We start from the raw sequence: 15,692 nt of genomic DNA, 5'->3' as shown, positions 1-15,692 counted from the left end.
GTAGCGCCGACACGAGGGATCACATGAGTGCTATTTGCAACGTTGCCCTGCTCCCTTTGTCACGGCGACTCATCCATCCCACAAACGGTGTTTGAGGAGCCCAGCCATCAGCCGAGCGTCGTCCCTGAGAGACGCAAAAAGGCGAGTCATTCTCGGCTGTGTTTTGCCCGGTGAAAGGCCCTGCCCCTGCGGGGATGCTTCGCGCGTCGTGTGCTTCGGGTCGGGGGCCTCCGGTCGAGACCGCTGGTGGAAAGGTGAGGCTCCAGGCAGAAGAGGAGAAAGGCCCTTGTTGTCTTGTCGTATCTCCCCGCGCCTCTCGTGTCTCTCTGTGCCTCCCTGTACCGAGTAGGGGAGTGGCAGAGCATTTTGGATTGGGGCCCGCATCGATTAGTTTAGGGACAGAAGTGGCTTCGTAATTGTCTTCCCCAACGCTCATCTCTGCATGTCCGACTCCGACACGATAGGCACCGAATCCCCAGTTGAAAGCGCTTCGTTTCAGGATCAGGCGGCCCAGTACGAGGCCCTCGTCGAGACGATGCAGGAGCGGGCCGCGCAGGTCCGGGCAGGAGGCGGGGCGGAAAAGAGGGAGCGAGAGCACGAGCGGGGCAAGCTCACGGCCCGGGAACGAATCGAGTACCTGGTCGACGACCCGGCGGCATTTGGGGAGCTGGGGCTCTTTGCCGGGTACGAGATGTATGAGGACGAGGGGGGCTGCCCGGCAGGAGGGACCGTCATGGGACTGGGGCCCGTGAGCGGTCGGGAGTGTATGATCGTGGCGAACGACGCCACCGTGAAGGCAGGGGCTTGGTTTCCGATTACGGCCAAGAAAAACCTTCGCGCGCAGCGAATTGCGCTGGAGAACCACGTGCCCATCCTCTACCTCGTCGACTCGGCGGGCGTGTACCTGCCGATGCAGGACGAGATTTTTCCCGACGAGGACGACTTCGGCCGCATCTTCCGCAACAACGCGAAGCTGTCGAGCAAGGGCATCCCGCAGATCGCGGCCATCATGGGAAGCTGTGTGGCCGGCGGGGCCTACCTGCCCATCATGAGCGACGAGGCCATCATCGTGGAGGACACCGGCTCCGTGTTTTTGGCGGGGCCGTACCTCGTGAAGGCGGCCATCGGGGAGGATGTGGAAGCGGAAGAACTGGGGGGCGCCACGGCCCATTCCGAAATTTCCGGCGTGGTTGACCACAAGGTGGAGGACGACGAGGCGGCGCTCGACAAGATCCGATCGCTCGTCGACCACTCCGGCCCGACGGAGCGCTTCGGATACGCCCGAAAGGAGCCGGTCCAGCCCGCCTACCCGGCGGACGAGCTGTATGGTCTCTTTCCGGCGGAAGGGAATGCGCAGTACGACATGCGCGAGATTTTGGCCCGGATTGTCGACGCGGAGTCTTGGACCGAGTACAAGGAGGGCTACGGACGCACTCTTCTCACCGGCTACGCCCGCATCGACGGGTGGAATGTGGGGGTCGTGGCGAACCAGCGGGCCGTGGTGCGCAACCGGACGGACCTCGACTCGAAGGGCGAAATTCAGGTCGGGGGTGTCATCTACGCCGACGCCGCCGACAAGGCGGCCCGCTTCATCATGAACTGCAATCAGAAGGAGATTCCGATCGTCTTTTTCCAGGACGTGACGGGCTTCATGGTCGGGAAGCGGGCCGAGCAGGGAGGCATCATCAAGGATGGAGCGAAGATGGTGAACGCCGTGTCCAATTCGACCGTGCCCAAGCTGACCGTCGTGGTGGGCAATTCGTACGGGGCCGGCAACTACGCGATGTGCGGGCGGGCCTACGACCCCCGCCTCGTGCTGGCCTGGCCCTCGGCCAAGATTGCCGTGATGGGGGGAACGCAGGCCTCCAAGGTGCTGAAGCAAATCAAAGTGCGCCAGCTGGAGAAGCAGGGGAAGGAGCTGTCGGAGGAGGATGAGCAGGAGCTGCTGTCCAAAATCCAGGATCGCTACGCGGAGCAGACGACGCCCTACTACGCGGCGGCCCGCCTTTGGGTAGATGCCCTTATCGATCCGCATGACACGCGTGACTGGCTCGCCCGTGGCCTCGACATGGTAGACCACAATCCCACCCTGGAGCGGTTCAATCCCGGTGTGATCCAGACATAGGCCGGCGGAGGGCGAGGGGCTTCGGCCCGTGTCCGGTGCCGAGGGGCAACTGTTGTTTGAGGAGTGATGTTTGAGGAGTGACTATTCCTCCTGCTCGTACCGCTCGCCGTTGACGGTGAAGGTGAACGTAATGGTAGCGGTCTGGTCGACCATGTTTGACACCGAGCAGTACTTGTCGAGGCTCAGGGTAATGGCCCGGCGGACCTTGTCCGGGTCCACGCCGCCGCTGAACTCGTAGTGTAGGTGCAGGTCGGTGAAGACGCGCGGGGGATCATCGGCGCGCTCCCCGTCAATGTCGGCACTGAAGTCTTCAATGTCCTGCTTCTGCTTCTCCAAGATTGTCAGGAGGTCGATGCTGCTGCAGCCGATGACGCTCAGCGCGGCCATCTCCATCGGACTCAGCCCCTCCTGGTCGTTCGTGGAGGCAATCGTCACGTCGTGATCGCCGTTTGTGCCCCGAAACTGGACGGCATCGTTGATCTGGTCTATGCTCAGGTGCATACGCACGAAAAGGGGGATAGGTGAAAAGAACCTCGGGTCTCAGTATAGAAAACTGAAGGCAAAGAGTCAGTGGGCGTACGCTGCCGTTATTGCAAAATGAATTTTGGGATGTTGGGCAAGTGGGGATCTAAAACGCCAGGGGCGGGAGCATTCGTCCCCGCATCTCGTGTATCCCTGTGTTTCCCACATCGCTCCGCCTGACATGGCCGACGGTCAGACCGATCCTTCCCCCATCTCACAGGGTTCGTCGGATGACTCCTCCTCCGCGTCCGTCTTTGCCCGACTTCGGAAGCGAATCCGGAGCGTCCGGGACACGCGCCTCGCCGATCGGCTGGACCGCATCGATGCCGAGTACGTGCGGGAGAAGGCTCGGCGAATCACGGAGGCGGACCTCGACACGGTGGTCGACCGCGCCGAGGCGATTGAGGCGCGTTTTCGGAAGGACGGCGGGATCCGGCGGCTGCTGGACGACGGCCGGCTGCTTCTGGATCTGATCCGGGATGTCCGGGCGGGGCGGTACCGTGGCCTCCCGGTCTGGACGCTCAGTGCGGTGGGCTTCGCGCTCCTCTATGTCCTCAACCCGTTCGACCTCGTTCCGGATGCTCTGCCTTTGGTGGGGCTCCTTGACGATGCCGCCGTCGTGTCGGCCTGTCTCTCCCTGGTGGAGCAAGATTTGCGGGACTACCGAATATGGCGACGCGCCAACCGAAGACAGGAAGAAACCACCGATCGGGGCGCGCCCGGTCCGGACCTAATTTCCTCGTAACAGTAGGCTCCGTGGCGCGTCGTACCTTACACGTGGAGACCCATACATGGGATGCTCTTATTTCCTTTTGACTGGTCGCCGGTAGGCAATGCCCGCCATGCTTCCCTGGAACTTTGAGGGCGAGGCCTCCGAGCCCGCCCAGGACCCGACCATGGCGCCGCACAAGCGGCAGTCCTACGAGGAAGAACTCGCGAACGCCATCACGCATGGGATTGGCCTCGTGCTGAGCGTGATCGGCTGGATTGGACTGATCGTCCTGTCGGGGGTCGCGGGCGGGGGGTGGGACCTGGCGGCCTCGGCGGTCTTCGGGGGGACGCTCGTCTTCCTCTACGCCACTTCGACCCTCTACCACAGCGTCGGCACCGCGCGGTTGAAGCGGATCCTGCGCATCCTCGACCACGTCGCCATCTTCCTCCTCATCGCGGGCACCTACACGCCGTTCGTGGGGGTGCTCATGCGGGAGGACTGGGGCTGGACCGTGCTCGCGCTCGTGTGGGGGCTCGCCCTCGCGGGGCTGCTGTTCAAGCTGTTTTCGACGCACCGCTTCCACCCGGCGGCGACCACACTGTACTTGCTCATGGGGTGGCTCGGGGTGCTCTTCGCGAACCCCATGAGCGCCGCGCTGCCGCTGGGGGGGCTGCTCTTAATCGCGGCGGGCGGGCTGGCCTACACGGTCGGCGTCCTCTTCTACGGCTGGCACTCCCTGCGGTACAGCCACGCCATCTGGCACGTCTTCGTGCTGGTGGGGAGCGCCTGTCACTACGCCGCGGTGGTGCTGTACGTCCTGTAGCCCCGCGCTACCACGCGTACGTCCCGAGTTCCTCGCCGAGGTCCGTGTGGGGAAAGACCTGGCGGGCCTCGCGCAGGCGGTCCCGCTTGTCGCCCGGCGGAAGATGCACGAGGAGCAAGTAATCCACGTCGGCCTCGGCGGCCACCTTCGCCGCGCCCGCGGCCGTCGAGTGCCCGCCCCCGACGCCATTGGCCTCGTGGACCAGCACGTCGGCGCCCTGCGCCAAGTCCACGACGCTGGAGGCGGGAGCCGTGTCGCAGGAGTACGCCAGCCCCCCGTCGCCGTCGGCGTGCTCGATGCGGAGCCCCACGTTCGCCGTATCGCCGTGATTCACTGGGGCTGCAGTGACGGTCCACGGGGCCTGGGTCCAGATGCGGGTCCCCCGCTCGTGGGGCACCTCGCGCCAGTCGATGGGGGGAATGCCGTCCCAGCCCTCGTGCACCGGCGCGAAGGCGTCCCAGACGCGCCGGGCCTGGGCCAGGGCGGGCTCGATTCCACAGACGGGAATCGGCCGGTCGCGTCCGTCGAGCCAGATCTTTTCCATGAAGAGCGGAAAGCCGCTCGTGTGGTCCATGTGGGCGTGGGTCACCAGGAGGCCGTCGACGTCGTCAATGGACCGGCCGCAGGCCTGCAGGCGCTGGAGCACGTTCCCGCCGCAGTCCACGACGAGCGTATTGGGGGGCGAGGCGTCGTCCGTCACCGCGAGCATGGTGGTGGTGCGGTGCGGGTCGCTAAGGGCGGCGCCGGTGCCGAGGAGATGAAGGGCGGGCATGGCGGGTCGTTTCGGATTGTGAACGGCGATGTGCGAGGAGCCGAGGGCGTCAACCGAAACTCATCCTCCGAATGCCGAACTCCGTCGCGGCCTCAGCGTGAGCGCTGGATGGCAAATTCCGTGAGTCCGGCGAGGGAGGCACGGGCCTCGGATGGGGGGAGGGCGCTCAGTAGCGAGCGGGCATCCGCCGCCAGCGACTCCATTTTGCGGCGCGCATGCTCGATCCCCCCGTAGTCATCCACAAAGTCCGCAATGGTACGGAGGTCGTCGCGGTCCTTCTCGTCCTGGTCGACGATGTCGAGGATGCGCTTCTGCTCGCGTTTGCCCGCCTCGCGCAGCGACACGATCAGCGGCAGCGTCATCTTCTTCTCCTGCAGGTCGATGCCGATGGGCTTTCCGGCGTCCTCCACGCTGAAGTCGAAGAGGTCGTCCCGGATCTGGAAGGCGAGCCCCAGGGTTTCGCCAAACTGGTCCATGCGCTCGATCAGCGATTCGTCGTCGGTCACGCTGACGGCCCCGCTCTTGGTGCAGGCGGAGATGAGGGAGGCGGTCTTGTCCGAGATGATGCGGAAGTACGTCTCCTCGTCGATGTCGAGCAGGCGGGACTTCTCGATCTGGAGCAGCTCCCCCTCGCTCATTCGCCGCACGGCGTCGGAGAGGGTGTGGAGCACCGAGTAGTCATCGTGGTCCAGGGAGAGAAGCAGCCCCCGGCTCAGCAGAAAGTCGCCGAGCAGGACCGCGATTTTGTTTTTCCAGAGGGCGTTGATCGAAAACACCCCGCGTCGCTCCTCTGCGTCGTCCACCACGTCGTCGTGCACGAGGGTGGCGGTGTGCAGAAGTTCGACGAGGGCGGCGGCCCGGTGGGTCTGGTCCGTTGCGGCGCCCCCGCACGCCTGAGCGGACAGCAGCACCAGGATCGGCCGAATGCGCTTCCCCTTCTGCCACAGGACGTACTGCGTGACCTTGTCCAGCAGCATGTGGTCCGAGCGCATTGCCTCCCGAAAGTAGGAGCGGAAGGCGTCGAGGTCGTCTTCCACCGGCACGCGGATGTCGTCGAGGGTGGTGGGGACGGGCCGGTCCAGGGGCGGTGGTTCTCCGTCGGTGGGGGGGGCGTCGGCGCGCCCGTTCGTGGCGGCGGAGGAGGCGTCGGGCATTTGGGGTTTCAGTTTGGATTGAAACATCTACTCCCGATACGTCTCGGCCCGGGGAAAGGTTTGCCGGAGGCGACGGCGAGCGTGAGAGGGGAAGAAGGCCCACTCTCTTCCGTGGTCCCTCCGTGCCTCGGTCACCCAAACTGGTAGGCGCGTTGGCGGAGCAAGGCCAGAAAGAAGGGCACGCCGCAGAGGGCGGTGAGGATGCCCACGGGCAGCTCCTGACCCGGGAGGGCGGTGCGGGCGGCGAGGTCGGCCCAGCAGAGGAAGATGGCTCCCCCCACGAAGCTAAGCGGCACGAGGCGCCGGTGGGGCACCCCCACGAGCAGGCGCACTGCGTGCGGCACGATGAGCCCGACGAACCCAATGGCGCCGGAGACGGCCACGAGCGTCCCCGTGACCAGCGTCGCCAATACGATGAGCCCGCGCTTGAGGGTCTCGACCGGCATTCCGAGGCCCTGAGCGGGCTCTTCTCCCACGAGCAGGGCATCGAGGGGGCGGGCGAGAACCAGCATGGCCCCGAGGCCAAGGGCGGTTGTGACGGCCGGGATGGGAAGCAGTCCCCACCGCGCCCCACTCAGCGAGCCGAGCAGCCAAAAGAGGACCGCTCGCAGCTTGTCGGGCTCCGGGGAAGAAAAGGTGACGAACGAGGTGATCGAGGCCATGAGGGCGGACATCGCGACCCCGGCCAGCAACAGCCGGGCCACCGACACGCGGACCCCGTCGCGGGCCACGAGGTAGACGATCGTGATGGAGGCCAGTCCCCCCGCAAAGGCCGCGAGGGGCATGGTCAAGGTTTTGCTGAGCAGGGGCGGCAAGAAGCCGAGGTAGAAGAGCGACGCCCCGGCCGAGGCCCCGCTGGAGATGCCCAGGATGTAAGGCTCCGCGAGCGGGTTGCGGACGAGGGTCTGCATTGCCACGCCGATGATGGAGAGCCCGCCGCCCATGACGCAGGCCAGGACGGCCCGCGGGAGGCGCAGACGCCACACAATGCGATCGACGATGGGGTCCGGCGCAGGGCCGAGCCCGAAGAGCCGATGGGCAAGAACCTGGTACACGTCGGCCCAGGCCGTGGCCGTGCTGCCCACCGCCACGGCCGCCCCGATCGTGAGGACCAGGACCGACGTCAGTCCCGCACCGACGAGCCAGGGGCGCTTCATGGAGCCGTGGAGGGCGACGTCGAAGGAGAAGGGGCGGAAGAAGAGGGCGCGTGCCCAATAGAGTCCGGCGTGCCCGAAAAGCGGTCGGGGTGCAGGGATCGGGCCAGCAGGCGGGTGCCTCGCAGGACGCGCGGGCCAGGACGGGCGATGAGCGACGTAGGGACGCTGAAGACACGGTCGTTCTGGAGGGCCGGCACCACGTCCCACGTCGGATGGAGGTCGAGCAGACGATTCGGGTCGTAGTCGGGGCCCCACAGCCCAAGAATCACGTCCGGTTTCTCCTGAAGAACGTACTCGTCACTGAGCGTCGGGGCCTGATTCTCGATGTCGGCGGTAATGCTTGTCCCGCCGGCCGCCTCTACCAGTGTATGCACGTAGCTTCCGCGACCGAAGCTGTAGAGCGTATCGTCTCCGACCAGCACGAGCACGCGGGGCCGCTTCGCGTCCGGAATCGAGTCAGTACGGGCACGAAGGGCATCGAGGGAGGATCGCAGCGCTTCGGCACTGTCCGCGGCGGCGGCCTCGGTCCCCAAGAGCTGCCCCATGGTCTCGATGCCGGACAGGATGTCGTTCACCGACCCGAAGGAGAAGAAGTAGATCGGCACGTCGAGGGCTTCGAACGTGTCCGTGTCGCCGGGCGCGTTGATCTGATCGGTGGCCAGCACGAGGTCCGGCTCCTGTGCCGCCACGGCCTCGAAGTCAATGGGCAGGGCGCTCACGTGGGGAAGGGTGTCGACCGGCGGCGGATAATTGCCCGACGACGTGATGGCTACCAGCCGGTCTCCGGCGCCGGCGGCGTAGGCGATCTCGGTAAGGTTGGGCGCGAGGGAGACTGTCCGTCGGACGGATGGGGCGAGGGCAACAGTCCGATCGAGGTCGTCGACGACGGTCCGAGAGGCCTCATCGGGAGCGGCGTCTCCGCACCCGCCCGTCAGCACGACGACCAGAAGCAAAAGCCCAATGGAGCGATGGGTCATGGAGGGAAGCAAAGTGGAAAAGTTGATTCCGGCCTCGCTTGTACTGCGGGGTGGGGAAGGTGTTGGCGGAGGATGGGCCACGGCGCCCCGCACCGACGGGGCAGTCGACGCAAAATCAAAGAATCTCCCGGTGCGCTGGACAGGGAGGAGGACACTCTTTACATTAGTTATCTCTTCTTCAAAGCAAAGTCAGCCGTCGCGGGTGAAAACGGCACGCCCGGCCCGGTCCATCATTGGTGCAGAGCCCCCAGGATTTTTATGAGCAAGCGGATTTTCGTTGTCGACGACGAGCCGAAAATTGGCAACTTGTTCAGCAACGTACTGGAGCGAGATGGCTACGACGTCGATGCCTTCGTGAATCCGAACTCGCTTCTGGAGGCCCTCGACGAGGGCAGTGAGGAGCCCGACGTGGTCGTGACGGACATGATCATGCCCGAGATGGACGGGGTGGAGCTGATGGAAAACCTGGGCGAGCGGGAGCTCGACGTGCCCATCATCATCATGACGGCCCACTCGTCGGTGCAGACGGCCGTAGAGGCCATGCGGCAGGGGGCGTTTCACTACCTCGAGAAGCCCGTCAACTTGGAAGAGATGCGGGCCCTGCTGGAGAAGGCCATTGAGCTGTACGGGGCGCAGCAGGAGCTCAAGCAGATCAAAACCGAGAAGCAGAAGCAGTATCCCATCGAGGGCATACTGGGCGAGAGCGAGCCGATCATGGAGGTGCGGGAGACTCTCGAAACGCTCCGCAATGCGTCAAACACGACGGTGCTTTTTACCGGTGAGACGGGCACCGGAAAGAACCTGGCGGCCAAGACCCTCCACTACAACTCCCCGCGGGCCGAGGCGGCGTTTACGGACATCGACTGCGCCTCCCTCCCCGATAATCTGCTCGAGGCCGAACTGTTTGGCTACGAGGAGGGGGCCTTCACCGACGCGCGCGACTCGAAGGAGGGCCTGATTGAGGTGGCCGACGGGGGCACCCTGTTCCTCGACGAAATTGACTCGATGAGCCTCGCCCTGCAGGCGAAGCTGCTCTCGTTCCTGGAAAGCCGCGAGTTCCGGCGCCTTGGGGGGGTGGAGGACAAAAGCGCCGACGTGCGGATCCTCTGCGCCACCAACTCCGACCTTGAAAAGAGCGTCCAGGAGGACAAATTCCGGAAAGACTTGTTCTTCCGCATCAACGTCGTAAACGTCAAGATGCCACAGCTGCGCTCGATGGGGGACGACGTACTGCTGATCGGCAAGCACATCATCTCCGAATTTAACCGAGAGTTCGGGCGCGACGTGAACGGCGTTGCAAATCCGGCACGGGAAAAGCTGCTGAATCACACCTGGCCCGGCAACGTCCGCGAGCTCCGGAACGTCATTGAGCGGGCCATGATTTTTGTGGATGGCGACCGGATCGAGGCGGAGGACCTGACCCTCGCCCCGCCCAGTCGCCTCGACGACCGGGAACAGCCCGTGGGCAACAACGGGTTTCAGTTTGCTCTCGGCCAGACCCTCAAGGACGTAGAGAGGGCCTACATCCGTCGCACCCTCGAAACCCGGTTGGACGACAGCTACGCCGACATTGCGGACGATCTCGGCATCTCCAAGAAGACGCTTTGGGACAAGCGCAAGCGCTATAACCTCGACGAGGTCGTGGACCGGTAGCGGCCTCTCAAACTGCGTGGGGATCGGTCCGGGGTCCAACCCGTTTTGAGATCTGACCGGAGCATCCTCTCGAACACCCCTTTGGCACAATTCTGCCTCCCCTATGCCACGGCCTGCTGCGTATCGCCCCCCACAGGTGCCCACCGTCGACGAGGTGGCCGCTCAAGAGCGTGCTGCCCGCCTCGCCAGCCGCAGCATCAAGAAGGAGGCCAAGGTGGAGGGGCTGACGCGGCTCATCGCGATGCTGGACCTGACGACGCTAGAGGGGGCCGATACGCCGGGCAAGGTGAAATCGCTTTGCCAGAAGGCCCGCACGCCCGATCCTGGCAGCAGTCAGGACCACCCCTCCGTCGGGGCGGTCTGTGTGTACCCGCCGATGGTGCCGGTGGCCCGCGAGCATGTGGAAGGCACGGACATTCGGGTTGCCTCGGTGGCCAGCTACTTTCCGAGCGGACAGGCCGCACTCGACGAGCGGGTGGACGAGGTGGAGCGGGTCCGGGACGCCGGGGCCGATGAGATCGACGTGGTGCTCAGCCGCAACGCCTTTCTGTCCGGTGAGTACGCGCGGGTCCACCGCGAGATCAGTGCGCTGGTGGAGGCGTCGGGGGAGAAGCACCTGAAGGTGATTCTGGAGACCGGCGAGCTGGAAACCTACGACGCGGTCCGCCTTGCGAGTCGCATCGCGATGGACGCCGGGGCCGACTTCATTAAGACCTCCACCGGCAAGGTCAAGCCCGCGGCCACCATGCCGGTGACGCTCGTGATGCTGGAGGCCATCCGCGACTACTACCGGGAGACGGGCCGCGAGGTCGGCATGAAGCCGGCGGGGGGCATCCGGAAGGCGAAGCCGGCCCTCCGGTACCTCGTCATGGTCAAAGAGGTGCTCGGCGACGCATGGCTGACCCCCGAGCGGTTTCGCATTGGGGCGTCGTCCCTGCTCAACGATCTGCTTCTGCAACTGGAGAAGGAACAGTATGGGCGGTACTATTCGAAACGATATCTTTCCCTGGGCTGATCTTTCCGAAGAACGCCTGAGCCCGGTGCTCTGAATGTCGTTTTGTGTTGCGCATTGCGCAGGTGGACGAACAACACGACGTACGCAGCACGAAATACTTCGCGCTGCCTTTGCTGAGCACGTTTGACGTAACTGATTCTGCATCATTCGCTTGAAGCGTATGAGTGAACTAGAGGCTGCCCCCGACACCGCCCGCGAGCTGCTCTTCGGTGACGAGTGGGAGTACGCCCCCGCGCCGCAGTCCGCCGACCACGTGCGCCTGGAGGACCGCTACGGTGCGTTCGTCGACGGGGCGTTCCGGGACACAGACGAGTATTTTCCGTCGATCAATCCGGCCACGGAGGAGACGATTGCCGAGGTCGGCCTTGCCGATGAGCAGACCGTCGACGACGCGGTGTTGGCGGCCCGCACCGCCTACGAGTCGCACTGGCGCGACCTGCCCGGCAAAGAGCGGGCGAAGTACCTCTACCGCATCGGGCGAATGATCAAAGAGAAGTCGCGTGAGTTTGCGGTGCTGGAGTCGATGGACGGGGGCAAGCCGATCCGTGAGTCGCGCGACATGGACATCCCGCTCGTGGCGGCCCACTTCTTCCACTACGCCGGGTGGGCCGACAAGCTGGAATACGCCCTTCCGGGCCCAGGTCGACCCCGCTCGCTGGGCGTCTGTGGCCAGATCATCCCCTGGAACTTCCCGCTCCTGATGGCGGCGTGGAAGCTGGCCCCGGCCCTTGCCACCGGCAACACGGTCGTGCTGAAGCCCGCCGAGACCACCCCCCTCACGGCCCTCAAGCTCGCGGAGGTCATCCAAGAGGCGGGCCTCCCGCCCGGCGTGGTCAACATCGTGCAGGGCGCCGGCGGGGTGGGCTCCGCCCTCGTTGAGCACCCTGAGGTCGACAAGATCGCGTTTACCGGCTCCACCGAGGTCGGCAAGCACATCCAGAAGCAGCTGGCCGGCTCGCAGAAGCGCCTCACGCTGGAGCTGGGCGGGAAGGGGGCGAACATCGTCTTCGAGGACGCGCCGATCGATCAGGCCGTCGAGGGCATCGTCGATGGCATCTACTTCAACCAGGGGCACGTGTGCTGCGCCGGGTCGCGGCTGCTGGTACAGGAGAGCGTCGCCGAGGAGGTGACCCAAAAGCTACGCGATCGCATCGCGACGCTCCGGGTGGGCCATCCGTTGGACAAGAACACGGACATCGGGGCCATCAACTCGCAACAGCAGCTGGAGAAGATCCGGCGCCTTGTAGACATCGGCGAGCAGGAGGGAGCAGACAAGTTTCAGCCCGAGTGCGACCTGCCGGAGAATGGCTTTTGGTTTCCGCCTACGTTCTTCACCAACGTGACCCAGTCGCACCGGATTGCGCAGGAGGAGATTTTTGGCCCCGTCCTGTCGGTCAGCACGTTCCGTACCCCCGAAGAGGCGGTTGAGCGGGCCAACAACACCGAGTACGGCCTTGCCTCCGGCATTTGGAGCGACAAGGGCTCGAAACTCTTCTCCATCTCACAGGCGCTGAAAAGCGGCGTGGTCTGGGGCAACACCTACAACAAGTTCGATCCCGCCAGCCCCTTCGGCGGCTACAAGGAAAGCGGCTTCGGCCGCGAGGGGGGCGTCCACGGTCTTCTTCCGTACCTTGAACTTCCATCGCAGTCATGGCAGCCACAGACGCCCACGAACGGCTCCCCGTCTACAAAACCCGCAAGCTCTACATCGGCGGGGGCTTCCCCCGAACCGAAAGCGGACGATACATAACCGCCACCGACCATCAAGACGAATTCGTGGCCAACATCTGTCGCGCGTCGCGCAAAGACTTTCGGAATGCAGTAGTGGCGGCCCGCGACGCCCACGATGGCTGGGCGGGGCGGAGTGCCTTCAACCGGGGGCAGATCCTGTACCGTATGGGCGAGATGCTGGAATCTCGCCGGCAGGCGTTCGTCGACACCCTGGTCGAGACGGCCGGCTACGATTCCGGGGCGGCCGTGGCGGAGGTGGACGCAGCGATCGATCGGCTCGTCTACTACGCGGGCTGGACCGACAAATTCGCGCAGGTGTTCGGGAGCATCAATCCGGTGGCGAGCTCGCACTTCGACTTCTCGGTCCCGGAGCCGTCGGGCGTCGTCGCTGCCTTTTGCCCCCAGAGTGCGCCGCTCCTCGGGCTCGTCTCCTGCATGGCCCCGATCATTGTGCCCGGCAACACGGTCATCCTCCTCGTGGAGAACGACGCCCCGACGCTGGCCCTCGACCTCGCGGAAGTGCTCGACACGAGCGACCTTCCCGGCGGCGTCGTCAACATCCTTACGGGCTCCCGGGAAGAGCTTCGGGGACATGTGGGCGGGCACCGCGACGTGGACGCAATCCTGAGCGTGGGGGCGTCGACCGAAGAGCGGACCATTCTGGAGCGGGAGGGCGCGGAGAGCGTCACGCGGATGGAGTTTCGGTCGGATCGGTCGCCCACTGAGTGGCGGGCCGATGAGAGTCAGTCGCCCTACTGGATCGTGCCGTTCGTGGAGGTCAAGACCACGTGGCACCCGGTCGGTCGCTAGGGGACCCGACGCCCTGACAGACATTCTTTTGCCAATTCTCCCCCTTCCATGCGTGTCCATTCGCCTCTTTCAATCGCCGCGCTGGCGGTCGCACTGTGTGCCTGCACCGGCACGTCGCAGACCTCTGGCCAGGGCGGCCCCGCGGAGCCTGGGCCGGGCTCCGCAGAGGAGGCAGCCCCAGTGGCCGAGTACGAGACGTTCGATCCGTCGGCCTACGACGCGCGCCCCCCGAAGCGCACCGTGGAGGTGACTCATCAGGTGCCTGATCGGCTGTTGCAGGGGCGGGCGGACGAGGGCGTGCAGCAGACCGTTGAGGGCTTTCGAGTGCAGGTGTTTTCGGCGCGGGACAAGCAGGCGGCGCAAGACTTCCGGGAGCAGGTGCGGCAGTGGTGGGAGAACCAGAAGGGCCAGGACTCGGCCTCCGTGCTGGGAAGTGATCCGCCCATCGTGGTTCAGTACTCGCAGCCCTACTATCGGGTGCGGGTGGGGGCCTTTGCCGAGCGGGACGCCGCCGAAGACGCGCTTGCACTCGTGCAGAAGGAGTACCCGAACGCTTTCATCTCACGCGGCACAGTCACGGTCGTGAAATAGAGGGGCAGAGGCAGCTACGAAACACGCGACACGAAATTCCCTCACCCGTTCGGAGGCAAATTAGCTAGACGGATTCCATGGCAAGGGTCGACAGCCGCTCCACCAGGGATTCTGCGTACGTCTCGTGCCCCGGCTTCATGAGCACGCTGCGCAGGACGGCGGCCTCGTCCCGATCGGCCGTGAGGGACGGGTGGAGGGACGTCAGCGCGTCGGCGGAGAGCTGGTAGACGCTGGTAAAGATGGAATCGTCCGGGTCGTTCATGGCCGTGTCGAAGAGAGCCTGGCTGGCCTCGTGGACGGCGGAGAGGGACGATTCTGTCGTGGCCGGCACATACGAGACGATGTCGGTCTCTGGGGGCGCTACGACGCGGAGGGCGTCGGTGGCCTCCACCGCCTCGGTCCAGGTCCGGGCCGCCTGCACGCATGCCGTTAGGATAGGGCCGAGGCCGTCGTCCGGAGCCAGGGGGAGGGCCTTCAATGTGCACCAGAGGGCCCCGGCCGCCGCCCCGGGTCGCGAGCACTCCAGACTGATTTCGCCCAGGTGTAGGTCGTCGGACGTGAAGTAGGTATACGGCGAGTCGTGCTGGTAGAAGCGCCCGACCGCCGGGTCGCGGAAGAGGATGCACCCGCAGCCGTAGGGCTGGAGGCCATGCTTGTGCGGGTCGATGGCCACCGAGTCGGCGTCTTCAATCGCGCGGAATCGCTCGGCTGGAAAGCCCTCAATCTCGGGCGCCGCGTCCTCCGTCAAGAGCCGAAAAAAGCCCCCGTACGCGGCGTCGACGTGAACGCGGGTGCCGTGCGCCTCGCAGAGTGGGATTGCTTCGTCGATCGGATCCACGACCCCGAGGCCCGTGGTTCCGGCGGTGAGCACGACCGTTCCGATGCCATTCTGCTCCAGGGCTCGTTCGAGACTGTCCAGGTCCATCCGCCCCCGCGCATCGGCCGAGACGGGGACCACCTCTGTGTCGAGCACGTCGCTCATGCGGCCGTGGGTGTAATGGGCATTCTCGGCCACCGCGACCGCCTGATCCGGACGCAGCTCGCGGGCCACCCAGAGCGCCTCCAGGTTAGCCACCGTGCCCCCGCCGGTGAGGTGGCCGAGGGCGGTGTCGGGGAGGCCGAGCATGGCGGCCAGGTCGGCCACGACCTCCGTCTCCATCTGGCTGGTGGGCGGGCCGCCGTCGAGCGCGTGGTTGTTGGGGTTGATGCGCTGGGCCGCCGCGTACGCCGCACAGGCGACGGGGTGGGGCGGCTTCAGCATCTGCCCGGCGTAGCGCGGGTGGTGGAACGGGTAGTTGCCCTCCAGCCGCTCCAGGTACTCGTCGAAGACACTGTCGAGGCGATCCGGGCTGACGCCGAGCGAGGGATGGCGCTCGAAGTCGCCCCAGGATTGCTCCCAGTCCTCAACGTGCTGGAGGGCGCGGTGGAGGAGGGCATCGGGCATGGGGGGACAGGCAACTGTGAGGAGAACCGCGGACGATACAACGTAGGACTCGACCGCCGAAGATGCAGTGGCAAAAGGGAGGGAATCGGGGCGGCCTCGCAGAGGCGATTGATCGTGGCTTGACATCCCTACCCCCCCTCTGTTATTATAATTGTGTACCTTACATAAATACTACACGTTGCTGACGCCAAGTGCTCCGAGCCGGT

Annotated in this window: 14 protein-coding genes; 8 read left to right on the top strand and 6 right to left on the bottom strand. The window is 65.2% G+C overall.

Annotated elements, in window-relative coordinates:
• Window positions 1-442 precede the first annotated feature (442 nt).
• Window positions 443-2,125: an acyl-CoA carboxylase subunit beta gene (locus B7R93_RS13995; protein WP_103021351.1), complete on the top strand. Its 1,683-nt coding sequence runs from the start codon at window positions 443-445 to the stop codon at window positions 2,123-2,125.
• A gap of 81 nt (window positions 2,126-2,206) precedes the next feature.
• Here the strand turns inward: B7R93_RS13995 and B7R93_RS13990 are convergent, their stop codons facing one another.
• Window positions 2,207-2,626 (bottom strand): OsmC family protein, encoded by a 420-nt coding sequence (locus B7R93_RS13990; protein WP_103021350.1) that lies wholly within the window; start codon window positions 2,624-2,626, stop codon window positions 2,207-2,209.
• A gap of 202 nt (window positions 2,627-2,828) precedes the next feature.
• Between B7R93_RS13990 and B7R93_RS13985 the strand changes: the two genes are divergently transcribed.
• Entirely contained in the window at window positions 2,829-3,392 is a 564-nt protein-coding gene (locus tag B7R93_RS13985) for a YkvA family protein (RefSeq protein ID WP_232798472.1), read from the top strand.
• A gap of 97 nt (window positions 3,393-3,489) precedes the next feature.
• Window positions 3,490-4,182: a PAQR family membrane homeostasis protein TrhA gene (gene trhA / locus B7R93_RS13980; RefSeq protein WP_232798470.1), complete on the top strand. Its 693-nt coding sequence runs from the start codon at window positions 3,490-3,492 to the stop codon at window positions 4,180-4,182.
• Between the two features lie 7 nt (window positions 4,183-4,189).
• Here the strand turns inward: trhA and B7R93_RS13975 are convergent, their stop codons facing one another.
• From B7R93_RS13975 to B7R93_RS13960, 4 genes are all read right to left on the bottom strand, one after another.
• Complete coding sequence (locus B7R93_RS13975) at window positions 4,190-4,954, bottom strand: MBL fold metallo-hydrolase (RefSeq protein ID WP_103021347.1); 765 nt, start codon at window positions 4,952-4,954, stop codon at window positions 4,190-4,192.
• A gap of 92 nt (window positions 4,955-5,046) precedes the next feature.
• Entirely contained in the window at window positions 5,047-6,108 is a 1,062-nt protein-coding gene (locus tag B7R93_RS13970; protein ID WP_103021346.1) for a polyprenyl synthetase family protein, read from the bottom strand.
• A gap of 131 nt (window positions 6,109-6,239) precedes the next feature.
• Entirely contained in the window at window positions 6,240-7,265 is a 1,026-nt protein-coding gene (locus B7R93_RS13965) for a FecCD family ABC transporter permease (RefSeq protein WP_103021345.1), read from the bottom strand.
• Complete coding sequence (locus tag B7R93_RS13960; protein ID WP_103021344.1) at window positions 7,262-8,242, bottom strand: ABC transporter substrate-binding protein; 981 nt, start codon at window positions 8,240-8,242, stop codon at window positions 7,262-7,264. Before B7R93_RS13960 ends, B7R93_RS13965 begins: the two co-directional genes overlap by 4 nt.
• Window positions 8,243-8,500: 258 nt before the next feature.
• Here B7R93_RS13960 and B7R93_RS13955 point away from each other — a divergent pair, with 258 nt between their 5' ends.
• From B7R93_RS13955 to B7R93_RS13935, 5 genes are all read left to right on the top strand, one after another.
• Window positions 8,501-9,895 carry a sigma-54-dependent transcriptional regulator gene (locus tag B7R93_RS13955; RefSeq protein ID WP_103021343.1) on the top strand — a complete coding sequence of 465 codons (1,395 nt, stop codon included), beginning with the start codon at window positions 8,501-8,503 and terminating at the stop codon, window positions 9,893-9,895.
• Window positions 9,896-9,998: 103 nt separating this feature from the next.
• Entirely contained in the window at window positions 9,999-10,910 is a 912-nt protein-coding gene (deoC, locus tag B7R93_RS13950; RefSeq protein ID WP_103021342.1) for a deoxyribose-phosphate aldolase, read from the top strand.
• Window positions 10,911-11,070: 160 nt separating this feature from the next.
• Complete coding sequence (locus B7R93_RS13945; protein ID WP_103021341.1) at window positions 11,071-12,660, top strand: aldehyde dehydrogenase family protein; 1,590 nt, start codon at window positions 11,071-11,073, stop codon at window positions 12,658-12,660.
• Entirely contained in the window at window positions 12,561-13,451 is an 891-nt protein-coding gene (locus tag B7R93_RS13940; RefSeq protein ID WP_103021340.1) for an aldehyde dehydrogenase family protein, read from the top strand. The genes B7R93_RS13945 and B7R93_RS13940 overlap by 100 nt, the downstream gene beginning before the upstream one ends.
• 48 nt (window positions 13,452-13,499) lie before the next feature.
• Window positions 13,500-14,042: an SPOR domain-containing protein gene (locus tag B7R93_RS13935; RefSeq protein WP_103021339.1), complete on the top strand. Its 543-nt coding sequence runs from the start codon at window positions 13,500-13,502 to the stop codon at window positions 14,040-14,042.
• A 64-nt stretch (window positions 14,043-14,106) separates the two neighbouring features.
• Here the strand turns inward: B7R93_RS13935 and B7R93_RS13930 are convergent, their stop codons facing one another.
• Window positions 14,107-15,486, bottom strand: coding sequence for a pyridoxal phosphate-dependent decarboxylase family protein (locus B7R93_RS13930; protein WP_103021338.1), 1,380 nt, complete (start codon window positions 15,484-15,486; stop codon window positions 14,107-14,109).
• Window positions 15,487-15,692 lie beyond the last annotated feature (206 nt).

This window comes from Salinibacter altiplanensis, assembly GCF_002894645.1.
Taxonomy (GTDB): domain Bacteria; phylum Bacteroidota; class Rhodothermia; order Rhodothermales; family Salinibacteraceae; genus Salinibacter; species Salinibacter altiplanensis.
This window is presented reverse-complemented; position numbering and strand designations above follow the sequence as displayed.